The organism is Haloglomus irregulare (genome assembly GCF_007421925.1).
In the GTDB taxonomy this organism is placed as follows: domain Archaea; phylum Halobacteriota; class Halobacteria; order Halobacteriales; family Haloarculaceae; genus Haloglomus; species Haloglomus irregulare.
This window is the reverse complement of sequence record NZ_QMDX01000002.1, coordinates 357,971-381,651: the sequence shown is the minus strand read 5'-3', so window position 1 is coordinate 381,651 and position 23,681 is coordinate 357,971. Positions and strand designations below refer to the sequence as shown.

The window sequence follows — 23,681 nt, the reverse complement described above, 5'->3', positions numbered from 1 at the left end:
CGCTATGCCCGTACCACGCCGAGCGAGTGACGGATGGGTCTCCTCGAACGACTGGTCGGCGACGAGCCGGACCGTGTCGCGCTGTTCGTCGACGGGCCGAACGTGCTCCGCAGCGAGTTCGACACGGACCTGGACGAGGTCCGGGCGGCCGCCGCGGCGATGGGTCGGCCGACCATCACCCGGGTGTACCTGGACGAGAAGGCCTCGCCCGGCCTCATCCAGGCTGCGGAGGCCCGTGGCTACGAGGTCGTCGTCACCAGCGGCGACGTGGACGTGCGGCTCGCCGTCGACGCGGCCGCCCTCGTCGCGGACGGGGACTGCGACGTGCTCGCGGTCGCCTCCCGGGACACCGATTTCAAGCCGGTGCTGGAGCTGGCGGCCCGCCGCGGCATCCGGACGCTGGCCATCGCGCCGGGGACACACGGCCGGTCGGACGCGCTGCGGAACGCCGCCCACGAGGCCGTGACGCTCGGCGAGTAGTCGATCGATTCCGCGCCTCCGGTCCCCACGCTCGACTCCCGAGCCGCATGGGAGACGTTCCGGTCCTGTTCACCGAGTACCCCGGTCACTCCGGCGGGGCGGGAACGCTCCCGGCCCGGAGCGGGAGCGGCGGCGCCGCGGCCGTCGCCGGGTCGAACGGGAGAAGCGGAGGCGTCCTCGGCGTGGGTCGCGGCGACGACGGTCCCGTCGGCGCGGGGGTCCGGACGGAGCCCGGGCCGGGGGCCGGAGCACCGTCGCACGGCCGGCTGTGGCCCGTTACCGTGGCGGTTCCGTCTCCGGGGCCTTTTTCGCCCCCGACGCCGTACTGTAGAGTATGAACGCGCTTCGCGACGCCCTACGCGAACTGCCGGAGACGGTGTTCGCGGACCTGCTCGAGAGCGACGACGCGCACCGCGTCGTGATGGACCTGCCGGGGGCTACGGGTGACACGGTCGACGTCTCCGTCGACGAGGGCCGCCTGCGGGTCGAGGCTCGCCGGGAGAAGTCGTTCCCGCCGGAGTTCTCGTACGTGGCGGAGGAGCGGTCGCTGTTCCTTGACGCCGAACTCCCGCTCCCGCCGAACGCCACCGGCGAGGGCGCGACCGCGACGATGGAGCGGGGCGTCCTGACGGTGACGCTCCCAACGCGGACCGCCGCAGGGGCGACCCGGGTCCCGGTCGAGGACGCGTAGGCGCGTGGTGAACCTCCGCGCGTACCGCCGGTTCCCAGTCGTCGTCTACCAGTTCCTCCCGATCCTGCTGGCGTACGCCCGGGACCGGAATCGGTTCCTGCTGTTCGGCCGAGCCCGACAGGTGGACGAGGCCACGCGCCGTCGCCGGGCCCGGAAGCTGTTGGACTCGCTGCTGACGCTCGGCCCGACGTTCATCAAACTGGGCCAGATCCTCTCGACGCGGCCGGACATCCTCCCACCGGAGTACATCGAGGAGTTCGAGCAGCTCCAGGACCGCGTCCCGCCGGCCGACTGGGCCGATGTCCGGCCCGTCGTCGAGGGGGAGCTGGGCCCGGTCTCGGAGGCGTTCGAGTCGTTCGACACCGACCCCATCAGCGGCGCCTCGCTGGGACAGGTCTACACCGCGACGGTGCCCGACCCGGTGCCGGGGAGCCCGGACGGCCGCCGCGAGGTGGCGGTGAAGGTCCGCCGGCCGGGCATCGAGTCGCTCGTCGAGGCCGACCTCCGCATCATCAAGTTCTCACTGCCGGTCCTGATGCGGTTCGTCGACCAGGCGCGGTCGTTCTCGATGCAGACCCTGGCCGACGAGTTCTCGAAGACCATCCGGGAGGAGATGGACTACGAGCGTGAGCGCGAGATGCTGGAGGAGATCCGCGGGGAGTTCAGCGACGAGCCGGGCGTCCGCATCCCCGCCGTCGACGGCGGCCGCTCGACCGGCCGGGTGCTGACGATGGAGTACGTCCCCGGGACGAAGATCTCGGACGTCGACGAGCTCGACGACCGCGGGTTCGACCGGACGGGGCTGGCGGAGACGCTCCAGCGTGCCTACCTGAAGATGCTCGTCTCCGACGGTACCTTCCACGCCGACCCCCATCCCGGCAACCTCGCGGTCCAGGACGACGGCCGGCTGGTCTTCTACGACTTCGGGATGTCCGGCCGCGTCGACGCCTTCGTCCAGGACAAGATCGTCGACTTCTACGTGGCCGTCGCCGACCAGAACATCGACGCCATCCTCGACGTGCTCATCGAGCTGGGGACGCTCTCCCCGGAGGCCGACCGCGAGGTGATGGCGAACGTCATGGAGCTGGCGATCGCGGACGCGCGCGGTGAGGACATCGAGCAGTACCGCGTCCAGCAGATCGTCGAGCAGGTCGAGGACACCATCTACGAGTTCCCGCTGCGGCTGCCCCCGAACCTGGCGCTGGTCCTCCGGGTCGCAACCGTCGTCGAGGGGGTCTGTGTCACGCTCGACCCGGAGTTCGACTTCATCGACGTCGCCACGGACTACCTCCGTGAGGAGGGGTACGTGGAGGCCAGCATCCGGGAGTTCCTCACCGACCGGGCGGACGAGGTGAACGACGCGGCCCGGTCGGCGCTGCGGACGCCCCCGAAGCTGGAGGACACGCTCGACCGCATCAACCGGGGCGACCTGGAGGTCGAGGCGACGGTGGCCGACGAGGAGTCCGTCTTCGACCAGCTCGCGGTTCGGCTGGTGCTCGGGCTGCTGTTGACGGGCACGGTCCTCGCGGCGGCCATCCTCTACGCCTTCGCGACGCCCATCTCGGCGGTCGCGCCCGCCGCCGGGGCCGCGCTCCTGCTGGGGCTGCTCTACCGCTCCTTCCGCGAGCAGAGCGGCATCAGCGCCACCCCGCAGTTCACCCGACAGGAGATGCGCAAGCGCCAGGAGGAGCCGTAGGCGTCGCCGGAACCACGCCGGTTTTGCGGCCGGCTCCCGCAGCGGAGGGCATGGAGATCACGCCGTTCGCTCTCGAGCGCTGGTTCGCCGAGCACGAGGCGGACAACCTGATGCTCGCCGAGTCCGGGATCCGGCCGCTCGCCCCCGGCCGTTTCGATCTCGTCCCCGAGGGCATGGGCTACGTCATCCCGACCAACGGGAGCCCGGAGCTCCGTGACCGCATCGGGGAGCGGTACGGCCGCGGCGCCGACGAGGTGCTGTTGACCTGCGGCACACAGGAGGCCAACTTCGTGACCCTCGCGGCGCTGATGGGCGAGCACGCGGTCGTCGTCACACCGACCTATCAGTCGCTCCACGCGCTCCCGGAAGCGTTCGGGTCGGTGACGCGGGTCGAACTCGACGCCGCGGACGGCTGGGGACTCGACCCGGACGCCGTGGCCGAGGCGGTCCGCCCGGAGACGGCCGTCGTCGTCGTCAACAACCCCAACAACCCGACCGGGCGGGTCCACGGCGCCGCGACGGTCGAGGCGGTCTACGAGATCGCCGCCGACGCCGGCGCCTATCTCCTCTGCGACGAGGTGTACCGACCGCTGGCCGACGCCGGGACGGCCCCGCCGCCGGCCGCGAGCCTCGGCCCCTACGGCGTCTCGACCTGCGGGCTGTCGAAGGGGTACGGGCTGGCGGGGCTGCGCTTGGGCTGGCTGGCGGGCCCGCCGGAGGTGGTCGAGGCCGCCTGGCAGTGGAAGGACTACACCACCATCTCGCCGCCGGCGGTCTCCCACCGGGTCGCCGAGCAGGTCCTCGACCCGGAGACGGAGGCGACGGTGCTGGCCGAGAACCGTGCCCTCGCCGCCGAGAACCGCGAGCGCGTCGACGAGTTCGTCACCGAGCACGGACTGGACTGGTCCGACCCGCCGGCCGGCGTCAACGCGTTCGTCGAGGCACCGGAGGGGTTCTACGGCGGCCGGTCGTTCTGCGAGCGCGCCGTCGCGGAGGCCGACGTGGTGCTGGCGCCGGGCGAGGCGTTCGACCAGCCCGAGCAGTTCCGGCTCGGCTTCGGCTCCGAACCGGCCCACCTCGAGGAGGGACTGTCACGGCTCGACGCCTTCCTCGACCGGCACGCGTAACCGGGTCGTCGGGGACGTCCGAGCCCACGCGCACCCTCCGCCGACGGCCGGGTCCCCGACGTCGGGAACTCCCGCTTCCTCCTCCGCTTGCTGGACGCCACGCCCATCGGCGACCGTGGCAGGTCCACCGGGAGGGCCGCGGCATCCGCTGCTCCGTCGCGTCCGATACGCCCGACGGGCGTTCCGGAGAGGGGTCCGCATCGAGAGCGCCGAGCGCGCCGACGAGGGCGACGACCCATGCGAGCCCGGGGTCCGTCTCGAGTGCGACGTCCACGGTCGCGGGAGGCCGGCCGCCGACACCAGCGACCGTTTCCGGCGAAGAGGGCCTTTCCTGCCCTTAGGTTCGAGTTTACACTCGCCCGTTCGGGTCCCCACCGGTTCCCGATTGCACTACCTATAAGAAGCCAGCGACCCTTAGTTCAGCTATTGAATGGTCGACGACGAGCAGCTCTCACGGAGCAGGGCCATCCACCGTCGGACCGGGCGGACGTTCTACTACGCGACACGACTCCTCCCGGAGCGGGTGCGGCACGCGACCTACGTGCTGTACGCGTTCTTCCGGGTCGCCGACGAGGTTGTCGACGACGCCGAGGGGGTCGACCCAGAGGAGCAGCGCCGGCAGCTCGAGGAGATCCGTCGGGCGGCGCTGACCGGTGACACCGACGACCCCGTGCTGTCCGCGTTCGCCGAGCTCCGTGCGGAGTACGACATCCCCGACGAGGAGGTCGACGTCTTCATCGACGCGATGGGCACGGACATCGAGAAGTCACGCTACCGGACCTACAGCGAGGTCGAGGCCTACATGCGCGGCTCCGCGGCTGCCGTCGGCGTCATGATGACCTACGTGATGCGACCCGACGACCCCGAGGAGGCCATCCCGGCGGCGCGGCGGCTCGGCGAGGCGTTCCAGATGTCCAACTTCATCCGGGACGTCCGCGAGGACATCGTCGAGCGCGACCGGATCTACCTCCCGCTGGAGACGCTCGAATCCCGCGGCGTCACGGCCGAACAGGTCGAGCGGCTGGAGTACGACGAGGCCTTCGCCGCAGCCATCCGCGACGAACTCCAGCGGACGGAGGCCCTCTACCGGGAGGGCGTCGCCGGCATCAACCTCCTGCCGCGGGACTGCCAGCTTCCCGTCCTCACCGCGGCCGTCCTGTACGCCGATCACCACCGGCTCATTCGCGAGCGGGACTGCGACGTCCTCGCCGAGACCCCGTCGCTGTCGACGCTCCGGAAGATCCGGCTCGTCATCGAGACACGCTGGCGCTGGTTCTGGACCAAGGACCCCGAGGCCGTCTTCGCGACGGTCAGCGACGTTCCCTCGAGCGCGGCCACCAGCCACGACCGCCCGGGCGAACCGATGCCCGCGAGGTAGGCGGCATAGCCGAGCAGTTCCGGAGCTATCGGCGACGTTTCCGAATCATGACGCCCGTTCGCCGATAATGCGTAACTCGCTCGGAGAACGGCCAGCGTCCACCGGGCCACCCACCGTCGCCGCCGTCACCCGCCGAGCGAGGGGAGCGACGGCCGCACATCGAAGTCGAAGCGGTCGGTGGCGAGCAGGGCGATACCGAGGCCGCCCGCCAGAACGACGGGAATCCAGTTCCCGAAGTAGGCGTTGATGAGCCCCCAGAGGACGACGAAGGAGACGAGATCGTCGAGCATGAACTCGCAGCGGGCGAGGCGGTCGCGCAGGCCGGTCCGGTCGAGGGTGGTGTCCAGCGTGACGACCGCGACGGTCGCAGAGAGGACCCAGCCCGCGTAGTTCGACCACGGGACCCCGTAGTACGGTCCGGCAGGGTCGTACGCCCAGAACGTGAGCGCCACGGCCCCCGGGTCGAGAGCGAGGTCCATCAGCAGGACCACACCGATGACACTGGCGAGCCGGGTGCCCGTCGACTCCGCGCGGGGGCCCAGCAGGAGGAGGCAGAGCAGGTAGGCGTTGACGACGAGCGGGAAGAAGAAGACGGGGAGACCCAGCGGAACGGTGTCCAGCAGCATCGGCCCCAACTCGACGCCGTAGTCGAAGCTCCCGTAGGGGACCCCAGTCAGGACGCCGACGTACTCGATGCCGTAGGCGTAGCCGGTCAGCAGCAGGAGGCCCGCGGCGGCCCGGCGGTCGATCACCGGAGCGAGGCCGGCGACCAGCGGGAGCCGCATCACGAGCGTGCCGAGGATGATGAGGTACGGGTTGAAGTTCAGCGACGCCGGGAGCAGCGACTCGGCCGACGCGACCAGCAGGACTGCGCCGAACAGCGGGAAGACGACGGCGATGGTGAACCGGTTCTCCCGGACCAGGTCGTCCAGGCCGGCCTCCACCCGGGCCCGCGCCGGCGGGCTGACGTCCGTGCTCACGATGCGAACCCTGGACCGGGCCGAGCAAAGGGGTTCGGATGTGTGCGCGAGCCGACCCGGGGCGTGGCCGGTGGTGGGGCGCCATGGACCCTCCACCGGCGGCTCGGACGGGCAGCTCGTGGTCATCGCCGAGGCCGGCGCGTCGCTCATGTCGGGCGTCTCGCCACCTGCCGGCCGAAGGGTGGCGTCCGCCGCCCGGGCTCACAGCCCCGTCGGATGCTCGATGTACGTCGTCTCGACCCCGGCGTCCCAGCCGGCGACGCGGTCGGCCAGCGCACGGACGCCGAACGTCTCGGTGGCGTAGTGCCCGGCCAGGAGGACGTGGATGCCGGCCTCGCGAGCCTCGTGGTACGCCGGCTGCTTCCCCTCGCCGGTGACCAGCGCGTCGACGCCGGCCCCGCGGGCCTCGTCCAGCCAGTCGGTGCCGCTGCCCGTCAGGACGGCCACGTCCTCGATCGTCTCGGGCCCGAAGTCGAGCACCTGCACGGGCTGGTCGCCGGTCGCCAGCGTCGCGAGCGACTCGCGGAGGTCCTCGACCGTTCGCGGCTCGGGGGCACGGGCGCGCTGGCCGACGTGGGCGCCGCCGAACTCGCCGAACGGCCCGACCACGTCGAGGTCGAGGTGGTCGGCCAGGAGCGCCGCGTTGCCGACCTCGTCGTGGCCGTCCAGCGGCGTGTGGACGGCGTACAGCGCGAGGTCGTTCTCGACCAGGGCGGCGACGCGCTCGTACTCCTTCCCGGTGACAGCGTCGATGCCGCCCCACGAGATGCCGTGGTGGACGACGATGACGTCGGCATCGCGGGCGGCGGCCGTCTCGAACGTCGCCCGGACGCCGTCGACGGCGAAGGCGGCGGTGTCGACGCTGGCGTCCTCGGGGCCGACCTGGAGCCCCTGCACTGCGGCGTCGGCGGCGTACGCCTCGACGTCCAACAGGTCGTTCAGCCGGTCGACGAACTCGGGAAGCGGGATGGCCATAGCTCATCCCTGGTCGGGCTGGTGTTTCAGCGTTGCCGCTCGTGGCCGCGCCGCCGAGCGGGGCGCCCGGGCCTACATCTCGAAGGACGTGCCGCAGTCGTTGCAGGTCATCTCGAAGCGGCCGTTCTCGTTGATGCGGGTCGCGTGGGGCGTCTCCTCGCCGCACTCCCGGCAGTCGACGACGGACTCCAGCTCGTCCCAGTCGTGCTGGGCGCCGGGGGCGCCGAGCGCCCAGCCCGTGGCGGGCTCGTCGGCGCGGTTCCAGCCGGTCTGGTACTCGCCGGGCTCGAACCGGACCAGCTCGCCGGCCGCGACCGTCGTCCCCTCGCGGTCCATCCCGACCTCGAACTCGACCTCGCCGGCCATCACGTAGAACACCTCCTCCTGGTCGTGATGGGTGTGGAGCCCACCGGAGAACGACTCCCCGGGCTGGAGTTCGAAGTAGTTCATCGCGAAGTGCTCCGTCCCGAGCGCCGTCGAGACCGGCTTCCGCAGGCTGTGCACGCCGAGAGGGCTGTTCTCCGTCGGGACGTCGTCGATGGCGACCTTCTCCATGGCGGTCGCGTGGGCGCGGCGAGTATAAACGGCCGGGGTCGCGAGTGGACGCGTCGGCGGACCGCCCGACCCCGCGCCGGAACCGTTATGCGGGAGACGGGAGTGAATCCGTTAGTAGGGCCCGTCACGGGCCCGGTAGGACGATGCGCTACTTCGACCTCGTACTGGCATCGGGCGGCGACAGCCTGCATCCGATAGACGGTCGACTGGCAGCTGCCTCCGGGATCACGCGCGAGCTGCTCCACCACGTCGACGGCTACGGGGACGGGACGGGCGCGCTGCTCTACCGGCTCCGGGGTGACCCGGAGGCCGCGGCCGTGGCGGTACAGGGCGACGGACTGCTGGACTACGACGTGACCGACCCCGATGCCGACGGCGGGTTCTACTGCTACGTCCGCCTCATCCCCGCCGACCCGACCGGCACGCTGCTCGCGCTCTGTTACGAGCACGCGCTCATCATCGAGACGCCGGTCACGTTCCGGGAGGATGGGAGCCTCCGGGTTCGCATCGTGGGGCAGCACGAGACGCTCCGCGAGGCACTCACCACCGTCTCGGACGGCGTCCAGGTGACCGTCGAGGAGGTGGGCCACTACACGCCGGGCCGGGAGGACGCCCGGTCGCTCCTGACGGAGCGCCAGCGGGATATCTTCGAAACCGCCGTCGACCGGGGCTACTACCGTATCCCGCGGGGCATCACACAGACGGAGCTCGCGGACGAGCTCGAGCTGGCGCCCTCCACCGTCGACGAGCACCTGCGGAAGGCCGAGTCGACGATGCTCTCCTCCATCCTTGAGCAGCATCAGGCACAGGGAAGCGAGCGCGCGTAGCCCTATCGCCGCCGGAGGGTGAGCAGCGCGACCGTCAGCAGCCCGACGAGCGCCGCCACTGCGCCGAAGCCCGGTCCCTCGGCGATGGTCGGCGTCGCCGCGCCGCCGCCCTGCTGGTTCCGCCGTGGTTGGGCCCCCTGCCCGCCGTCGTCGCCGCTGGCGGCGGCCGTCCCGGTGGCCGTCGCGGCCGTCCCGTCACCGCCACCACCGCTATCGGCATCGTCGCCATCGTCGGCGTCCGGCTCCCCGGTGGCGGTATCGGCCCGTGTCGAGGTGGCGGTGTCGGTCCGCGTCTCGGTCGCCGTCTCGGTCGCCGTGGCGGTCCCGGCGGCCGTCGCCGTCGACGGATCGCCGCGCTCCGGCGTCGCGGTGTCGGTGGCCGTCGCCGTCGCCGTGCTGTCGTCGGTCAACCCCGAGCCGGTGTCGGACCCGCTGTGCGGCCTCGGGCCGAGCCGCTCCTCGGCCTCGGAGTCGCAGTCACAGATGTAGAAGTACTCGGTGTATATCAGCACCTCCTGGTAGTTCCCCGCGTAGTTGGTGCCGTTCACGTAGCCCTTGAACTGGTACCAGCCCGGCTCCGACGGCGTGACGACGCAGTTGGCGAGCTGGGCGACCGTCTCGTCCGTGTCGTTGAGGAAGGTCGGGGCCCCGCCGAGGTCCGAATCGTCGTAGATCTCGACCGCGATGACCCGGCCGTCGACGGAGTAGCTCTTCATATGCCGGAGCAGCGGCTCGTCCGTCCCCGTGCCGGGGTCGTCGTTGTTGCGGTCGATACCGAACGCCCGGGCGTCGTCGGGCGAGCAGTCCTGGAACCGGGTGTCCTGGGTCGTGATCTTGTAGTTGTCTATCTCCTGGAGCCCCCTGCTCCCGTCCCAGGGTCCGGCCCCTCGGGCGAGCATCGTGTAGGTGGTCCCGGTGTCCGGGCGCGGGTCATCGGGCCGGACGATGAAGTCGGCTCCGTCGGTCGGCGGTCGGTTCTCCTGGTCGGGGGCCGGCGGGCCGCTCTCCTGGGCGACGAGGCCCCCGGCTGCCGGGCTGGCGAGCAGCGCCGATACGACGACGAGCGCCGTCAGGGCGACGGCATGTGTGCGTTGCAGTTGCATGCGGGTTCACTCGAAACTGGAGTGATACGGACGTCCCCACCACTCCGTGCGGTCACGTCGGACGATGGGAGGATTAGCGGACTGCCGGTTATCTCCGGTCGCCGATAACTCCCGGAGAGCAGTGGTGTCAGTCGCCGGGGGCCGCGCTCGCGGCGCTCCGACGGCGACGGTGCTGTCGGCCGATGATACCGGCGGCGACGAGCAGACACCCCGCCAGGCCGGCGAAGGCGACGCCGTAGCCGAGCGTCGACGCGGTGACGCCGACGTAGGCCGGGCCGAGGCTGCCGACCCCGAGGAACAGGGCCCGGGCGGCGCCGAGGTCCCCACCCATGTTCGCCTCGGGCGCGGCGTCCAGCAGGATGGCGTCGACGATGGGGAACTGGGTCTTGTATCCCAGCGCGAGCGCGACCACGCAGACCGCCAGCACGGGGACCGACGACGCGAGGACCACCCCCGCGAGCGCCGCCGTCGCGAGCAGCAGTCCCGTCACGGAGACAGCCCGTCGGGGGAACCGGTCGGAGAGCCAGCCCGCGGCGGGTTTCGTACAGATGCCGGTGAGAAAGACCAGCGCGAACCCCGCCGACGCGAGCGACTCGGGCGCCCCCTTCGCGGTCGCGAGATACGTCGGGAGGAAGTTGATCCAGCCGCCAACCATGAAGTAGAACAGCGCGTAGGCGGCCAGCACCTCGCGCTGCTCGCGGGTGGTCGCGAGCCGCCGGACGGTCGTCCCCAACTCCAGCGACGCCGGCCCCCGCCGGAACGGCTCGCGGTTCCAGGCGGCGTACAGCAGCGCCGCCAGCGCCAGCAGCCCGGCGATGGGGAGGAACGGGGACCGCCAGCCGGCCGCCTCCAGCGCGGCGTGCCAGCCGGCGGGCAGCCCCACGAGCGGGAGCGATGCCGCCAGCACGAGCGCGGCCAGACCCGCCGCCGCCAGCCCCCCGACGTCCGTCCCGGCGGTGTAGACCCCCAGCGCGCGCCCCCGGCGCTCGACGAACAGGTCCGAGAGCAGCGCCCGCGAGGGGACCACGTAGACCCCCTTCCCGAGCCCGAGGAGGACGGCCCCACCGACGAAGGCGAGATAGGTCGGCGCCGCGCCGATGGCGACGAACGCGACGACGAGGACGCCCAGGCCGGGGAGCAGGAGCGTCGCGCGCGACCACTCGTCGGAGAGCCGGCCGCTGGGGTACTGGGTGACGGCGTAGACGGCCTGGAACGCGGTCAGGGCCAGGCCGGCGGTGGCGGCGGTCAGCGAGAGGTCGTCGATGATGGCCGGCAGCAGCGGGCTGAGGATGAACCGGCCACACTGGAGGACGGCCCACCCCAGGAGGAGGGTGCCGAGCATCCGGCCGGCGTAGTCGCCGTCCGCGTCGGTCACGGTACGCGCGATGGGACGGATGGCTGCCGGCACGGGGTGCCAGCGGCAGTGCGGGACATCGGGGGGCCGCGCTCAGGCCGCACTCCCACCGGTGGGGGGCTCCTCGTCCTCCTCGTCCTCGCCGAGGGTCTTGTCGGTCATCCACCAGCCGGCCGCGCCGACCGCGAACACGGCCAGGATGCAGGTGGCGATGATGATGTAGGCGACCGTGGCGCTCATGGCCGACGCTTCTCGTCCTCGCTGAAGTAACTGTCTACTCCTCGCCGGGGGGACCGGCGCGGGTCGGCTCAGTCCGCCGCCGCGTCCCCGGCGAGCGGTTCCGCGATGTTCAGCAGGTCCGCGCTCCGGGTCCAGAGGCGCTCGGCCATCTCGGTGTCACGGGCCGGGCCGCTCGGCGTCCGGGGCTCGCAGTCGGCGAAGTAGCGCCCGGAGACCCCGTCGACCCGGGACGAGGCCGCGAGGAAGACGACCGTCTCGGCCCCCTCGGCCACGCTCGTGACGAACGGGAGCCCGTCGAGCGCCTTCATCACCCGCGGGAGCGGTCCCGGCAGGAACCGGGAGAACCCCGACCCCGGGATCGCGCCCGGATGGAGGCTGTTCGCCGTCCGGTCGCCCCCGTGGTGCCGCAGTCGGCGCGCGAGTTCGGCCGTGAACAGCACGTTCGCCAGCTTCGACCGCTGGTAGGCCCGGAACCCGCCACCCGGCTCGGTGACGGTGTCCGGGTCCAGCCCGACGCCACGGTGGGCGTCGGAGGCCGTCGTGACGACCCGCGCCTCCGGCGCGAGACAGTCCAGCAGCTCCGTCGTCAGCAGATACGGCGCCAGGTGGTTGACGTGGAACGTCCGTTCGACGCCCAGCGCCGTGCGGTCGCCGTCCTGGAACAGGCCCCCGGCGTTGTTCACCAGGATATCCAGGTCGTCGGTCCAGTCGCGGACGGCCGCGGCGAGGTCGCGAACGGCGTCGACGTCGGCGAAGTCCGCCGCCTCGAACCGGGCATCGACGTCCAGCCGCTCCAGTTCGTCGGTCACCTGGCGCCCGGCCTCGCGGTCGCGCCCGTGGACGAGGACGTCCGCGCCCAGGCGGCCGAGCGCGAGCGCCGCCTCGCGCCCGATGCCGCTCGTCGAGCCCGTCACGAGAGCCGTCCGCCCCTGCAAGTCGACGTCGGCCACGCCGGCGCCGACTTCCGGTCGTTCGGTCATCACCGGACCCAGGGGCGGCGGCTTGATATGGGGCCCGCTCGCGGCGACCGGGGCGGCCGCGACCGGGCCTAGTCGCCCCCGCAGCGGGCCGCGACGGCCGCCGCCAGTCGCTCCGGCAGCGCGTCCCGTTCCGCCGGCGTCACGGTGACCCGGAGTCCGTCGTCGCGGTCGTGGACCGCCTCGATGAAGTCCGTCGGGTCACGGTCGCCGTCCGGTCGCGAGTCGGCCTTCACCGTCGCCAGCACCGGCGTCTCGGCGTCGAGCGCCGCGCGGACCCGACGGACGAACGTGTCACTGCGGACCTGCATCGGTCCGATCTCGTCCAGCAGCAGGTAGTCGACGCCGGCGGTGTCCAGCGCGTCCGCGACCAGCCGGTCGACCGCGCGGACATCGACCCGGTACTTCCCGACGCCCGGCCCGGCGTCGCGGTCGATTCGGGCCATCGCCGCCCGCCGACCGGTCCGGAGCGAGACGATGTCGAACCCGACCCGCTCGCCGCCCTCCCGGACCTCGGGGGCGCGGACGCCGGCCGCGACGTGACCGCGGTCGGCCAGCCGCTCACGGGCCCGCTCGACGGCGGTCGTCTTCCCGCTTCCCGGCGGTCCCGTCACGAAGACGTTGGCAGGCACGACCGGTCGGAGGGCCGCCACGTGCCTATGGCTGTCGGGAGCGCCGGGTCGGGTATCCGAGCCGGGAGCGCCGGTTTCGCATCGAGAACCCTATTTTTCGTTCTACGATCGAGATTCTTCGCTACTGTCCGATATAGAGCTATTATCCCCACGACATCACGGGAACAGCCAGTCGATGGGGTCGGCACGGCGCTTCAGCAGCGGGTTGGAGACGACCTCCAGCGTGCGGTCGGCCGCGGCGGGGGTGAACGGGGCGGCCGCAAGCAGGTGGGCCACGTCCGCCCGGGTGACGGCACCCCAGAGGCGGGCGCCGGGGTCGGCCACCTGCACCAGCCCGGTCCGGGGGCCGCCGGTCAGCACGCCCGGACGGAGGACAGTGTGTCGGAGCGGCGAGTCCCGGAGGGCGGCCTCGGCCTCGGCCTTCGCGCGCTGGACCGGGCCGATGAACAGGTCGAACGCGGCGGCAAGCGGGCTGGCCGGCTCGTCGCCGACGCCCAGGGCCGACTCCATGACGAACGCCGTCGCGCCGGCCGCGGTCGCGGCCTCGACGAGATTGCGGGTTCCGGCGCCGTCGACGAACTCGTCGGCCGTGAGCACCGTCCGGACCCCGGAGCCGACCGCGCTGAGGACGACATCGACATCCGCGACCGCCGTGCGGGCGTCGTCGGGGTCGAGCAGGTCGCCGACGACCACCTCGTCGGCCCCGAGTCGGGTCAGCGGGTCGCGGTTGTCCGCCGAGCGCGTGAGCGCCCGGACGGTCGGCGGGCGGCCCTCGAGCGCCCGGAGCACACACTGCCCGGTGTCGCCGCTGGCCCCCGCGACGAGGATACGCGTCTCCGCCGGGTCGGGCGTCGTCCGGTCGTCCGTGTCCATACGGTCGCTGGGGGCGCCAGCGACAAAACCCCCCGCCAGCGTCGGTACTTAGTCGTGGCCGACCGTAGCACGGGGCGTCGATGCCCCCGCTGCTCACCGTCACCGGTCGCGACGTCCTGTTCGCTCACTGGCCGCTGGACCCCGCGGCCGTCGAGCCGCTGGTCCCGGACCCACTGTCGGTGGCGGCGTACGACGGCCGGGCGCGGGTGAGCGCGCTGGCCCTGGAGAACGTCGCGGTCGCGCCGGGGGCGCTGTCGGTCCCACGGGGGCTCCGTCGCGGGTTCGCCCAGCTCAACCTCCGGACCTACGTCGAGCACGGGGACGAGTCCGGCGTCTACTTCCTCTCGCTGGACAGCGGCAGTCGGCTGGGCGCGGCGGTCGGCCAGCGCGCGTTCGGCCTCCCGTTCCGCCCCGCGCAGGCCCGCATCCGACGGGCCGGCGACACCGTCCGGTTCACCAGCCGTCGCCGGACCGACGCCGGGGACGCGGCCGTCTTCGCGGCGCGCTACCGGCCGGACGGCGAGGCCTACGCCGCCGAGCCCGACAGCATCGAGGCGTTCTGCATCGAGCGGGTCCGCTACCTGTTCCCGGCACGGGAGGCGACCGCGGCGCTCCCGGGCGACGGCAGCGACGGCGTCGTGGTCGGGCGCATCGAGCGCGACCCCTGGGAGCTGCGGCCGGTCGACGCGACGGTCAGGACGAACACGCTGCTCGCGGCCGCCGGGCTCCCGGAGCCCGACGCGGCACCCGAACTGCGCTACAGCCCCGGCTTCCGGATGGGCGTGCTCCCGCCCGAGACACGGGATTAGTCCGGCACGAGTTCCTCGGCGACGACCGAGAGCGCACCGGCCAGCGCGGCGAACGCCAGCCAGCGGCCGGCCGCGCGGAACTCGCGCCGCCGGGCCGCGACCAGCGCGGCCGTCGTGAAACCCCCGGCACAGGCGCCAGCCGTGTAAGCGACGGTTCGGCGTGGATGTAGCGACATACGTCCGTGTTCGGGCGGCCCGGTGCTGAATCCCCCGGACGCGAGTCACCCGCGGGACTGCCGGACAGTCCGCCCACGGACCGGACAAGATACTCGGCGGCCACGCCGTATCGTGGGAACGTATGGGAACGACGATGCGTGCGGCCGCGACGGCACTCCTGCTGGTGGTGGCTGCCGTCGGGTCCGGGGCCGCACCGGCCACGGGCCAGGAGACGGAACCGATCGAGATCGACGACTGGCGGGACCTCTCGGTGATGCGGGCGAACCCGGACGCCGATTACGTCCTCACGGGCGACCTCACGGCGGCGAGCCCGGGATACGCCACGGTCGCCGGCCCGGACGCGAACGGTGGGGAGGGTTTCCGTCCCATCGGGACCGACGACGCCCCGTTCACCGGCACCTTCGACGGCAACGGCCACGTCATCGCCGACGTCAGCATCGAACGGGCCGAGGGGCAGGGGGTCGGCCTGTTCGGGACCGTCGGCCGGGACGGGGTGGTCCGGAACGTGGCACTCGTCAACGCGAACGTCGACGGGAGCGACGCCGTCACCCGTGGCGTCGGGGGGCTCGTAGGGGTGAACCGCGGCACCGTGCGCGACGCCTCGGTCCTGGGGACGGTCGAGGGGGTCCTGGCGAGCGGACTGCTCGCGGGGGTGAACCGGGGCACCGTCCAGGACGTCTCGACCGCCGGCACCGTGCGAGGCGTCAATACGACCCGTGACGGGCGTACGGTCATCAGCAAGGCCCCCGGCGGCGTCGTCGGTTTCAACCGTGGGACTCTCACGAACGCCACCGCGGCCGCGACCGTGACCAGCGCGTTCAGAGGCGCTGGCGGTCTGGTCGGCGAGAACGGCGGCACCGTCGCGGACGCCGTCGCGACGGGGCCGGTGACCGGCGTCGCGCTCGTCGGCGGCCTGGTCGGGGCGAACCGTGGGAGCATCACCGGGTCGGCCGCCACGGGGCGGGTAACCGGCGTTCGGGAGGTCGGTGGCCTCGTCGGCGGGAACGGCGGGGACGTCACCCTGGAGAACGGGGAGATAGTCAGCGCAGGAGGCGGCGGCGGTGCTCGCGTCACGGAGTCACTGGCGACCGGGAACGTGACCGGACAGAGCTACGTCGGCGGGCTCGTCGGGGTCAACGTCGGGAGCACCGTCGGTCGGGCCTACGCGCTCGGCGCCGTCACCGGACGGAACGGCACCGGAGGACTGGTCGGGACGAACGCCGGCGCCTTCGGCACGGCCAGCGTCACCGACTCGTACGCGGCGGGGTCCGTGACCGGCACCCCGGAGACCACCGGCGGCGCTGTCGGGCTGAACCTCCGCTCCGGCCGCGACGAGGCCCGTGTCACGGCGGTCGCGTGGGACCGCACGGCGACCGGCCAGCGCGAGTCCGCCGGCGCCGACGATGGCGGGGTCGGAACCGCCGAACTGCGGGGCCGGACCGCGGGGACGGCGACCGACCTGACCTTCGACGGCCCGTGGGTGCCGGTCGTCGCCGGCCAGCCGCCAGCACCGGTGCCATCGGGCGACGGCTACCCGGTGCTCCGTGGGGTGGACAGGCGCACGCAGCTGGCCGCCCAGGGGCTCGCCGATGCCGGCCGTCCCGATGGCCCGCCCCGCCTCGTCACGGGTGTCCCCTACGACCGGCTGACAACCACTCTCGCGGTCGGCGATACCCGGAGACGGGTCACGGTCGTCGACCGCGATGCCGACGGGACGGGGGAGCTGACACTACTCGACCGCGACGGCGACGGACGCCTCGAATACCGGCGGGCGACCTTCGAGTCGCTCTATCCGGAGTTGCGCTGGTCGGCCTGGCGGTCCCTCGTGGCCGGCTGAGGACGCCTGCTCAGGCGGACCCGCGCAGGAACGCGACGACGGCATCCGGGTCGGCGTCGATGCCGCCGGCCTGCGCGACGGTCGGGGAGCCGCCGCCGCCGCCGAACCGGCCGGTCACGTCGGCCGCGACGTCGCCGGCGTCGACGCTGCCGTCCGTGGCGACCACGAGCGAGGCGTCGTCGGTCACGAGCGCGACCACCGCGGCGTCGTCGCCGGCGACCGCTTCGGCACGGTCGGCCAGCGCGTTGACGTCGACCCCCGCGATGACGCCGACGAGCCATCGCCGACCGTCGCGCTCGACCGCGGTCCCGCGCAGCGCGGCGACACGAGCGTCGACGTACCGCTCGCGCAGCGCCGACAGCTCCGACTCCAGGTCGTCGCGGCCCTGCCGGAGCCGGGCCACCGCGTCGGGCAGGTCCGCGACGCCGACGCCGAGCGTCCGCGCCGCGGCGAGCGCCGCCCGGTGGTCGTTCGCCCGGCGGTCGATGGCGCGCGGCCCGACGGCGAACTCGACGCGGGTCCGTCCCTCGCCGGGGTTCGACCGGTCGAGGACCGTCATCGGGCCGATCTCGCGTGTGTTCGCGACGTGCGTGCCGCCGCAGGCCGCCACGTCCCAGCCGTCGATCTCGATGAGGCGGACGGTATCGCCGGTGATCCCCTCCTCCGTCTTCCTGTTGAACGCCACGTCCTCGCGGGCCAGCGCCTCGTCGGCGTCGACCCGCCGCCAGGAGACCTCGCGGGAGTCCCAGACGGCACGGTTGGTCAGCCGCTCCAAGGCGACGAGGTCGTCGTCGTCCACACCGTCGGGCGTCCGGAGGTCGACGCGGACCTTGCCGCCGTCGTCCTCGGGCGGCCGGATGCCGAACCCGGCGTAGCCGAGCTCGTCGAACAGCCGTCGCCCGGCGCCGTACAGGACGTGACTGGCCGTGTGTGCCCGCCGGCAGTAGGTTCGGAACCCGGCGTCGACGGCACACGTGACCGTATCACCTCGTCCGCCGGGAGCGGTTCGGCCAGCCGGTGGAGGACCCGGCCGTCGACGGACTGGACGTCGGTGACGTCGACACCGGCGACGGTGCCGCGGTCGGCCGGCTGGCCGCCCCCCTCGGGGTAGAAGTACGTCTCCGCGAGGCCGACCGCGGGCGGGTCGTCGCGGCGCTCCGTCACGGTCGCGTCGAAGGCGGTGCGGGCGGGGTCGTCGGGCGCGAGCGAACGGGTCGTCATGTGGGTCGTCACGGCAGGGCACGGCTAACCACTGACGGTGGCGGCGACACGGTCGCCCGGCCGGGGCGGCTCAGACCGCCGCCAGCGCCTCCCGCACCGTCGTCAGGTCCGGGAGGTCGCGGAGGTCGTCGCCCACCCAGCGGTACCGGGCCGTCCGGTTCGTGTCGATGACGAGGACCCCGCGCCGCGCGAGCCCGGCCAGCGGACCCTCCGTCAGTGACATCCCGTAGTCGGCGATCACGGTGTTGTTGAACCCCGAGAGCAGCGGGTAGTCGAGGCCGTACTCCTCGATGAACGCCAGCAGCGACCACGGGGTGTCCGCGCTCACGCCGTACACCCGGGCGTCGAGGGCGGCGAGTTCGGCCCGCCAGTCACGGACCTGGCACAGTTCCGTCGTACAGGTCCGGCTGAACGCGCCGGGGAAGAAGGCGAGCACGACGGGACCGTCGGCGAGCGCCGTGGAGAGACTGAACGACGCGATGTCCGCTGCGGTGTACTCGCCCTGTCCGGCGGCGTTCTCCGGCGTCGCCATCGGCGCGGTGAAGTCGGGTACCGTGTCACCCGGTTCGATCATACCGGGTTCGGGGCTGGCGGCAACAAGACGGTTCGGGTCGCGACCTCAGCGCTCGGGGAGCCGGCCGCCGTCGACGGCGACGTTCTCGCCGCTGATGTAGTCGGCCGCCGCCGAGCAGAAGAACAGCACCGGCGCGGCGACGTCGTCGAACGAGGCCGCCCGCCCCCGCGGGAACCCGGAGACGTCGGAGACCGTGTTCTCGACCGCGAACGGGGAGACGGCGTTGACGGTGACGCCGTCGTCCTGGGTGTCGCCTGCGAGCATCCGCGTGAACATCAGGACGCCCGTCTTCGCGACGAAGTACGGGAAGTTGACCGGGTGGGCGTGCATCCGGTCGCTGTCGGCGAAGCCGACGTTGACGATACGGCCCCATCCCTGCTCGCGCATTCCCGGGAGCGCCCGCCGCGAGCAGAGCACGGTGCCGTAGAAGGTGCTCTCGACGACGTTGCGCCAGGCCTCCCACTCGATCTCCGTCCAGTGCCGGGCGTCGAAGTCGCCGACGTTGTTGACGAGCACGTCGACGGGGCCCAGTTCCGCCTCGGCGGCGTCGAACATGGCGTCCACGGAGTCGGGGTCGGTCACGTCCCCCTGGACGGTCGTCGCTTCTACCCCCCGGTCGCGGGCCTCGTCGGCGGTCGCCGTGGCCGCGGCATCGCTCTCGCGGTAGTGGACCGCCACGTCGGCGCCGTGGTCGGCCAGGCGCAACAGCAGCTCCCGGCCCACCCGCTTCGCACTCCCGGTCACCAGTGCCGTCCGTCCGCTCAGGTCGGGCTCGTGCACGTCACCCCGTGGGGGCGGCAGCGACTTGAATCCGCCCGACAGGGGTCGGCTCGACGGCTGGTCCGTCGGACATCGGAAGGAGTCGTACAGGCGGGAGCGGGACGCGAGTCGGCGTGTAACGGCCGAGTCGGCCAGGATATACGGCCGGTCGGGGGAACCGTGGCTCCCGGCGGCCGGATCGGGGGCTCTCAGCGAACGTGTTCGCGGGGCGAGGGAGTCGCCGGCGTTGACACGGCCGGCTGCGCGAGTCCCCCGACGAACCCGCGCTGCCGCAGTCCGAACACACCATCGCCGGGTCGCGACTCCGGCGACCGACACTCCTCCCTCAACCGTAGAGCTCGGTGAACCGTTGGACCCCGTCGTCGGTTCCGGCGATAATGAGTTCGTCGCCGTCCTCGACGCGAACCGCCGGGCCGATGTCCGAGAGCACGTCTCCGTTGCGCTCGATCCCGACGACGGTACAGCCGGATTCCGACCGCACGCGTGCCTCCCCGAGCGTTCGTCCGACGAGTTCGGATGCGGGTGTGCGGACGACCTCCACCTGCTGGTCCAGCGAGAGAACGTCCTCGTCCTCGAGTATCCGCGACGCCAGCATTCGACCGGTCACGGTCGCGAGTGCCAGCACGTAGTCCGCACCCGCCTGGTACATCTTCGAGATACTCCGTGACTCCTCGACGCGGGCGATGATCTCCACGTCAGCGCTCGAATCCCGGACCACGAGGGCGGTGAACTCGGCCGTCGTGTCGTCGGGGAGTGCCAAGATGACCGTACTGGCGTCACCGATGCCCGCCTCTCTGAGCGTCTCGGGTTCGCTCGCGTCCCCGACCACGTCGACACCCTCGAAGTCCGTCCGGTCGACGACCGTATACGGAAGTCCGGCATCGGCGAGCGCGTCAGTGACGGTTCGACCGACCTCCCCGTATCCGACGACGATCGTATCCCCCCGATCTATCGGTCGCATCCCCGATTGGGTGAGGTCTCGTAACCGTTCGAGCTGCGCCTCGCGACCGGTCGCCAGCAACACCGTGCTGTTGGTCAGTGTCGTCTCGGGGTCGGGTGGCGTCTCGAACTCGCCGCGGAACCATGCCCCGATGACGTTGACACCGGCCTGTTCGCGGATGCCGCTCTCCGCGAGCGTCTTCCCGACGAGCTGGCTCCCGCGGTGGATCGGAAATTCGGCGATCTCGAACTCGTCGGTGATCTCCACGACATCGTCCAGTGCGCTCGTGACCGACGTCGTCACCTTCGAGGCGAGACTCTGACCCAGCAGCGGGCGCGGGGAGAGCACCTCGTCGGCCCCCGCGAGGCGGTGGTACGCTGCCCGGTCGGGCTCCTCGACGACGCTGAGTGTCAGGACATCGTCGGCGAGCTCCCGGGCGGTGAGGACGATGCTCGCGTCGACCTGATCCGACACGTCGGCGACGAGCGCCCTCGCAGCGGCCAGATTCGCCCCCTCGAGCCCGGACGTCGACTCCGGGTCCGCCCGGATGATACGGTAGCCGTCCTCGTACAGACGGGTCGCCCGGTCACGGTCCGGCTCCACGATGACGTAGTCGACATCCCGTGACTCCAGCTCGTCGATGAGGATGTCGGCACGGGGCGTGTACGTGCAGATCACCACGTGGTCGTCGAGGTCGTCGACGGCTGTGGGGACGGTCGTCGAGAGGATGTCCTCGAGCAGCGGGAACGCGAGGACGGGAAACGCCATGAAGATGAGCACCGTCCCGAAGAGGTCCATGACGATCACGAGCACGTTCATCTGCGGGCTGGTCCAGGGGGAGTCCGAGCCGAACCCCGTCGTCGTGAACGTCTCGACGACGATCTGCACGGAGTGGAGGAACGTCCTCGGCCTTCCCTCGTAGATCCGCATCCCGTTCTGATAGAGCACCGCGAACACGAGCATCGAGCCGGTCAGGAGGACCACATAGTAGACGGTTCGACGCTGCCACTTGTCCATGTGTACGGGGATTAGCCTCGGGTCGGTAAACCATCTCGGTACGGTCGTCGCCGCCTGTGACAGTGCCAGGGCCTCGTCGAGCGCCCGCGTGGACTTGCCGGGCCCGGGCGGACGGATCGATTCAGTCGGAGGTCACCGGCTCCTCGTCGCGTCGTCGGGCGAGGATGACCCCCAGCGCACCCTCGCGATCCGTCCGGGAGCGGCCGTAGAGCAGGTACCACGCGACCCCACCGACGATGATGCCGGCCGCGCCGAGGATCGGGAGCGTCCCCATCTGCGTGAGTAGCGCGAAGCCGCCGACCACGCCGACGATCTGGACGAACGGGTAGCCCGGCGACCGGAACGACGGCTGATACGATTCGACGCCGCTGGTCCGGAAGACGATCAGGGCGATGTTGACGATCGAGAACACGAGGATCTGGAACGCGCTGGCCAGCTTCGCCAGTTCGACCACCGGGACGAACGCGATCAGCGCGAGCAGGAGCCCGCCGGTCACGAGGATCGCGTTCCGGGGGGTCTGGAACCGCTCGCTGACCCGGGCGAGTCCCCCGGGCGCCAGCGAGTCGCGGCTCATCGCCAGCGGGAACCGCGAGGAGGCCAGCACCCCGGCGTTGGCCATACTGGTCAGCGCCAGGATCGCCACCACCGAGATGACGGCGACGCCGACTCCCCCGAGGAGTTGGCCGGCACCGTCGGCCATCGGGGTCAACGACGGGCTGTCACCGGCTCCGGGTCCAGTGCTCGTCAGCGTCTTCGCGTCGTTCAGGCCGACGACGGCTGCGACGACGAGGGTGTACAGGAGCATCATCACGCCCATCGAGATGAGGATGCCCAGTGGGAGGTTCCGGTCGGGGTCCTCGATCTCCTCGGCCACACTGGCGATCTTGGTCACGCCCGCATAGGAGACGAAGACGAACGCGGCCGCGGTGACGACGCCACCGGTGCCCTTGTCGGCGAACCCCTGGAACCGGGCCGTATCGACCGCAACGCCGGCGTTGAGCACGTACGCCGCCAGCGCCACCACGACGGCGGTGACGATGATCGACTGGGCCGTCCCGCTCTGCTCGGTCCCGACGATGTTGAGGACGACGATCAGCGCCGCCAGCCCCAGCGCGACGGCCTTCACCAACCCGCCCGACAGCGGGACCAGAAGGAGCAGATACGCCCCCAGTCCGACCAGGGCGAAGGAACTCTTGAACACCAGCGAGAACCACGCGCCGATCCCCGCGACCGTGCCGGCAAGCGGGCCCATCGCCCGGTCGATGTAGATGTACGTCCCGCCGGACTCGGGCATCGCGGTCGCCATCTCCGCCTTCGACAGCGCCGCCGGCAGCACGACCAGTCCGGCGAGGACGTACGCGACGATGACCGCCGGGCCGGCCTTCTTGAACCCCAGCGCCGGGAGAACGAAGATCCCGCTCCCGATCATCGCCCCCATGCTGATGGTGACGGTCGCGTAGAGACCGAGATCGCGTTCGAGATCGTTTTTCATTCGCCGAGCACCGCCGCATCGTTCGGGAGCGCGATCGGCCTCGGCCTCCCCGTCCGGCATGAGTCCCACGGCGTCGGTCGAGCGATCATGATTGCTCGGCGTTTCGAACGACGAAGGCAGGGTCGTCCGTGTCGGCGGTCACCTGTGCCGGGCGAGTCCCGAAGATCCGATCACGGAGCGAGGGTTCCGTTTCGCCAAGCACGAGTAGGTCGAACGTGTCTCCGAGATCGACGATGCTCCGTCCGACATCGTCCTCCGTCGACGACTGTCGGCTGATGCGATCGGGGTCGATGCCGGCCGATACGAGGCGGTCGGTCGCATCCGCGAGGATCTCCTCGCCCGGGAGCCGGTCGGACTCCTCGTCCGCATGGAACAGTGTGACGGACGCCTCGGTCGCGGTCAGTAACTCCCCGACGAACGAGAGGATCCGGTCGAAGTTCGCCTCACCGCGGAGCGGCACGAGCACCCGTGTGATCGCGTCGGCGCGACCGGGCGTCAGGATCACGTCGCAGTCCTCCTCTATTGCGACGCGATCGATGCTCTTCTCGCGGGCTTTCCCGAACACGAGTCGGGTGGTCGTCGAGACTCCTGCCGCCTCGAACCGCCGGGCGATGTCCTCGAGTTCCGCTTGTGCGTCGTCCTCGAACTGGTCGCGTCCCGCAGAGGTGGGCGTCTGCTCCGGTAGTTGGTAGTGGCCGAGCAGGACCACCTCCATCGTCGAGAGCGTGTCGATCAACACTCGTGGAACCTCCTCCGCGTCCGGTAGTTCGAACGGGACGAGGACCCCGTGTGTCGAGTTCATGTACGGTAATGAGTATCAGGGCCTAAAGGTTGGTCGGAACCCGCAACGCGCCGCGTCGTTTCGACGTAATGAGTCGTTTTTGGAATCAATATGGTGAATATTTCCGTATAGTGGAAAGTATACGATATATCCACACATACCGCC

The 23,681-nt window shown here is 71.6% G+C and carries 23 protein-coding genes and 1 pseudogene; 8 read left to right on the top strand and 16 right to left on the bottom strand.

What is annotated here, in order from left to right:
• Nucleotides 1-33 precede the first annotated feature (33 nt).
• From DP107_RS05690 to DP107_RS05670, 5 genes are all read left to right on the top strand, one after another.
• Entirely contained in the window at nucleotides 34-480 is a 447-nt protein-coding gene (locus tag DP107_RS05690; RefSeq protein WP_144261175.1) for an NYN domain-containing protein, read from the top strand.
• Nucleotides 481-814: 334 nt separating this feature from the next.
• The gene (locus DP107_RS05685) at nucleotides 815-1,171 is read left to right on the top strand and encodes an Hsp20/alpha crystallin family protein (protein ID WP_144261174.1); all 357 of its coding nucleotides are present in this window, start codon (nucleotides 815-817) and stop codon (nucleotides 1,169-1,171) included.
• A gap of 7 nt (nucleotides 1,172-1,178) precedes the next feature.
• Nucleotides 1,179-2,867, top strand: a complete 1,689-nt coding sequence (locus DP107_RS05680) for an ABC1 kinase family protein (protein WP_144261270.1) — start codon at nucleotides 1,179-1,181, stop codon at nucleotides 2,865-2,867.
• A gap of 50 nt (nucleotides 2,868-2,917) precedes the next feature.
• A complete protein-coding gene (locus DP107_RS05675; protein WP_144261173.1) occupies nucleotides 2,918-3,994 on the top strand; it encodes an aminotransferase class I/II-fold pyridoxal phosphate-dependent enzyme in 1,077 nt (358 codons plus the stop codon).
• Nucleotides 3,995-4,424: 430 nt separating this feature from the next.
• The gene (locus DP107_RS05670; RefSeq protein WP_144261172.1) at nucleotides 4,425-5,372 is read left to right on the top strand and encodes a phytoene/squalene synthase family protein; all 948 of its coding nucleotides are present in this window, start codon (nucleotides 4,425-4,427) and stop codon (nucleotides 5,370-5,372) included.
• A 125-nt stretch (nucleotides 5,373-5,497) separates the two neighbouring features.
• Here the strand turns inward: DP107_RS05670 and cruF are convergent, their stop codons facing one another.
• From cruF to DP107_RS05655, 3 genes are all read right to left on the bottom strand, one after another.
• The gene (cruF, locus tag DP107_RS05665; RefSeq protein WP_238330782.1) at nucleotides 5,498-6,352 is read right to left on the bottom strand and encodes a bisanhydrobacterioruberin hydratase; all 855 of its coding nucleotides are present in this window, start codon (nucleotides 6,350-6,352) and stop codon (nucleotides 5,498-5,500) included.
• A 201-nt stretch (nucleotides 6,353-6,553) separates the two neighbouring features.
• On the bottom strand, nucleotides 6,554-7,321 hold the full coding sequence (locus DP107_RS05660; protein WP_185977196.1) for a Nif3-like dinuclear metal center hexameric protein: 768 nt from the start codon (nucleotides 7,319-7,321) through the stop codon (nucleotides 6,554-6,556).
• A gap of 78 nt (nucleotides 7,322-7,399) precedes the next feature.
• Nucleotides 7,400-7,882, bottom strand: a complete 483-nt coding sequence (locus DP107_RS05655; RefSeq protein ID WP_144261170.1) for a cupin domain-containing protein — start codon at nucleotides 7,880-7,882, stop codon at nucleotides 7,400-7,402.
• A gap of 143 nt (nucleotides 7,883-8,025) precedes the next feature.
• On the opposite strand from DP107_RS05655, the gene DP107_RS05650 reads away from it, so the two are divergent.
• Nucleotides 8,026-8,709 (top strand): helix-turn-helix domain-containing protein, encoded by a 684-nt coding sequence (locus DP107_RS05650; RefSeq protein ID WP_144261169.1) that lies wholly within the window; start codon nucleotides 8,026-8,028, stop codon nucleotides 8,707-8,709.
• A 2-nt stretch (nucleotides 8,710-8,711) separates the two neighbouring features.
• Here DP107_RS05650 and DP107_RS05645 read toward each other — a convergent pair whose 3' ends face one another.
• The 6 genes from DP107_RS05645 to DP107_RS05625 form a co-directional block, all read right to left on the bottom strand.
• Nucleotides 8,712-9,812, bottom strand: coding sequence for a PGF-CTERM sorting domain-containing protein (locus DP107_RS05645; RefSeq protein WP_144261168.1), 1,101 nt, complete (start codon nucleotides 9,810-9,812; stop codon nucleotides 8,712-8,714).
• Between the two features lie 127 nt (nucleotides 9,813-9,939).
• Entirely contained in the window at nucleotides 9,940-11,154 is a 1,215-nt protein-coding gene (locus DP107_RS05640; RefSeq protein ID WP_144261268.1) for an MFS transporter, read from the bottom strand.
• A gap of 105 nt (nucleotides 11,155-11,259) precedes the next feature.
• A complete protein-coding gene (locus tag DP107_RS19875; protein WP_185977183.1) occupies nucleotides 11,260-11,406 on the bottom strand; it encodes a hypothetical protein in 147 nt (48 codons plus the stop codon).
• 68 nt (nucleotides 11,407-11,474) lie between these two features.
• Nucleotides 11,475-12,386, bottom strand: coding sequence for an SDR family NAD(P)-dependent oxidoreductase (locus tag DP107_RS05635; protein WP_144261167.1), 912 nt, complete (start codon nucleotides 12,384-12,386; stop codon nucleotides 11,475-11,477).
• Between the two features lie 68 nt (nucleotides 12,387-12,454).
• Nucleotides 12,455-13,015 carry a nucleoside-triphosphatase gene (locus DP107_RS05630; RefSeq protein ID WP_144261166.1) on the bottom strand — a complete coding sequence of 187 codons (561 nt, stop codon included), beginning with the start codon at nucleotides 13,013-13,015 and terminating at the stop codon, nucleotides 12,455-12,457.
• Between the two features lie 156 nt (nucleotides 13,016-13,171).
• A complete protein-coding gene (locus DP107_RS05625) occupies nucleotides 13,172-13,888 on the bottom strand; it encodes an NAD(P)-binding oxidoreductase (protein WP_144261165.1) in 717 nt (238 codons plus the stop codon).
• 80 nt (nucleotides 13,889-13,968) lie between these two features.
• Between DP107_RS05625 and DP107_RS05620 the strand changes: the two genes are divergently transcribed.
• Nucleotides 13,969-14,697: a YqjF family protein gene (locus DP107_RS05620; protein WP_144261164.1), complete on the top strand. Its 729-nt coding sequence runs from the start codon at nucleotides 13,969-13,971 to the stop codon at nucleotides 14,695-14,697.
• Here the strand turns inward: DP107_RS05620 and DP107_RS05615 are convergent.
• Nucleotides 14,694-14,873, bottom strand: a complete 180-nt coding sequence (locus tag DP107_RS05615; RefSeq protein WP_144261163.1) for a hypothetical protein — start codon at nucleotides 14,871-14,873, stop codon at nucleotides 14,694-14,696. The genes DP107_RS05620 and DP107_RS05615 overlap by 4 nt on opposite strands.
• Nucleotides 14,874-14,995: 122 nt before the next feature.
• Between DP107_RS05615 and DP107_RS05610 the strand changes: the two genes are divergently transcribed.
• The gene (locus DP107_RS05610; protein ID WP_144261162.1) at nucleotides 14,996-16,711 is read left to right on the top strand and encodes a hypothetical protein; all 1,716 of its coding nucleotides are present in this window, start codon (nucleotides 14,996-14,998) and stop codon (nucleotides 16,709-16,711) included.
• A gap of 10 nt (nucleotides 16,712-16,721) precedes the next feature.
• On the opposite strand, the pseudogene DP107_RS05605 reads toward DP107_RS05610, so the two are convergent.
• The 6 genes and pseudogenes from DP107_RS05605 to DP107_RS05580 all read right to left on the bottom strand — a co-directional run bounded on the left by DP107_RS05605 (nucleotide 16,722) and on the right by DP107_RS05580 (nucleotide 23,537).
• Nucleotides 16,722-17,932, bottom strand: a pseudogene (locus tag DP107_RS05605) (alanyl-tRNA editing protein).
• A 70-nt stretch (nucleotides 17,933-18,002) separates the two neighbouring features.
• Nucleotides 18,003-18,506: a redoxin domain-containing protein gene (locus DP107_RS05600; protein ID WP_144261161.1), complete on the bottom strand. Its 504-nt coding sequence runs from the start codon at nucleotides 18,504-18,506 to the stop codon at nucleotides 18,003-18,005.
• Between the two features lie 45 nt (nucleotides 18,507-18,551).
• Nucleotides 18,552-19,286 (bottom strand): SDR family NAD(P)-dependent oxidoreductase, encoded by a 735-nt coding sequence (locus DP107_RS05595; protein ID WP_144261160.1) that lies wholly within the window; start codon nucleotides 19,284-19,286, stop codon nucleotides 18,552-18,554.
• A gap of 325 nt (nucleotides 19,287-19,611) precedes the next feature.
• Nucleotides 19,612-21,243 (bottom strand): potassium channel family protein, encoded by a 1,632-nt coding sequence (locus DP107_RS05590; protein WP_144261159.1) that lies wholly within the window; start codon nucleotides 21,241-21,243, stop codon nucleotides 19,612-19,614.
• Between the two features lie 121 nt (nucleotides 21,244-21,364).
• Entirely contained in the window at nucleotides 21,365-22,735 is a 1,371-nt protein-coding gene (locus DP107_RS05585; protein ID WP_144261158.1) for an APC family permease, read from the bottom strand.
• A gap of 85 nt (nucleotides 22,736-22,820) precedes the next feature.
• Nucleotides 22,821-23,537, bottom strand: a complete 717-nt coding sequence (locus tag DP107_RS05580; protein ID WP_144261157.1) for a universal stress protein — start codon at nucleotides 23,535-23,537, stop codon at nucleotides 22,821-22,823.
• Between the last annotated feature and the right edge of the window lie 144 nt (nucleotides 23,538-23,681).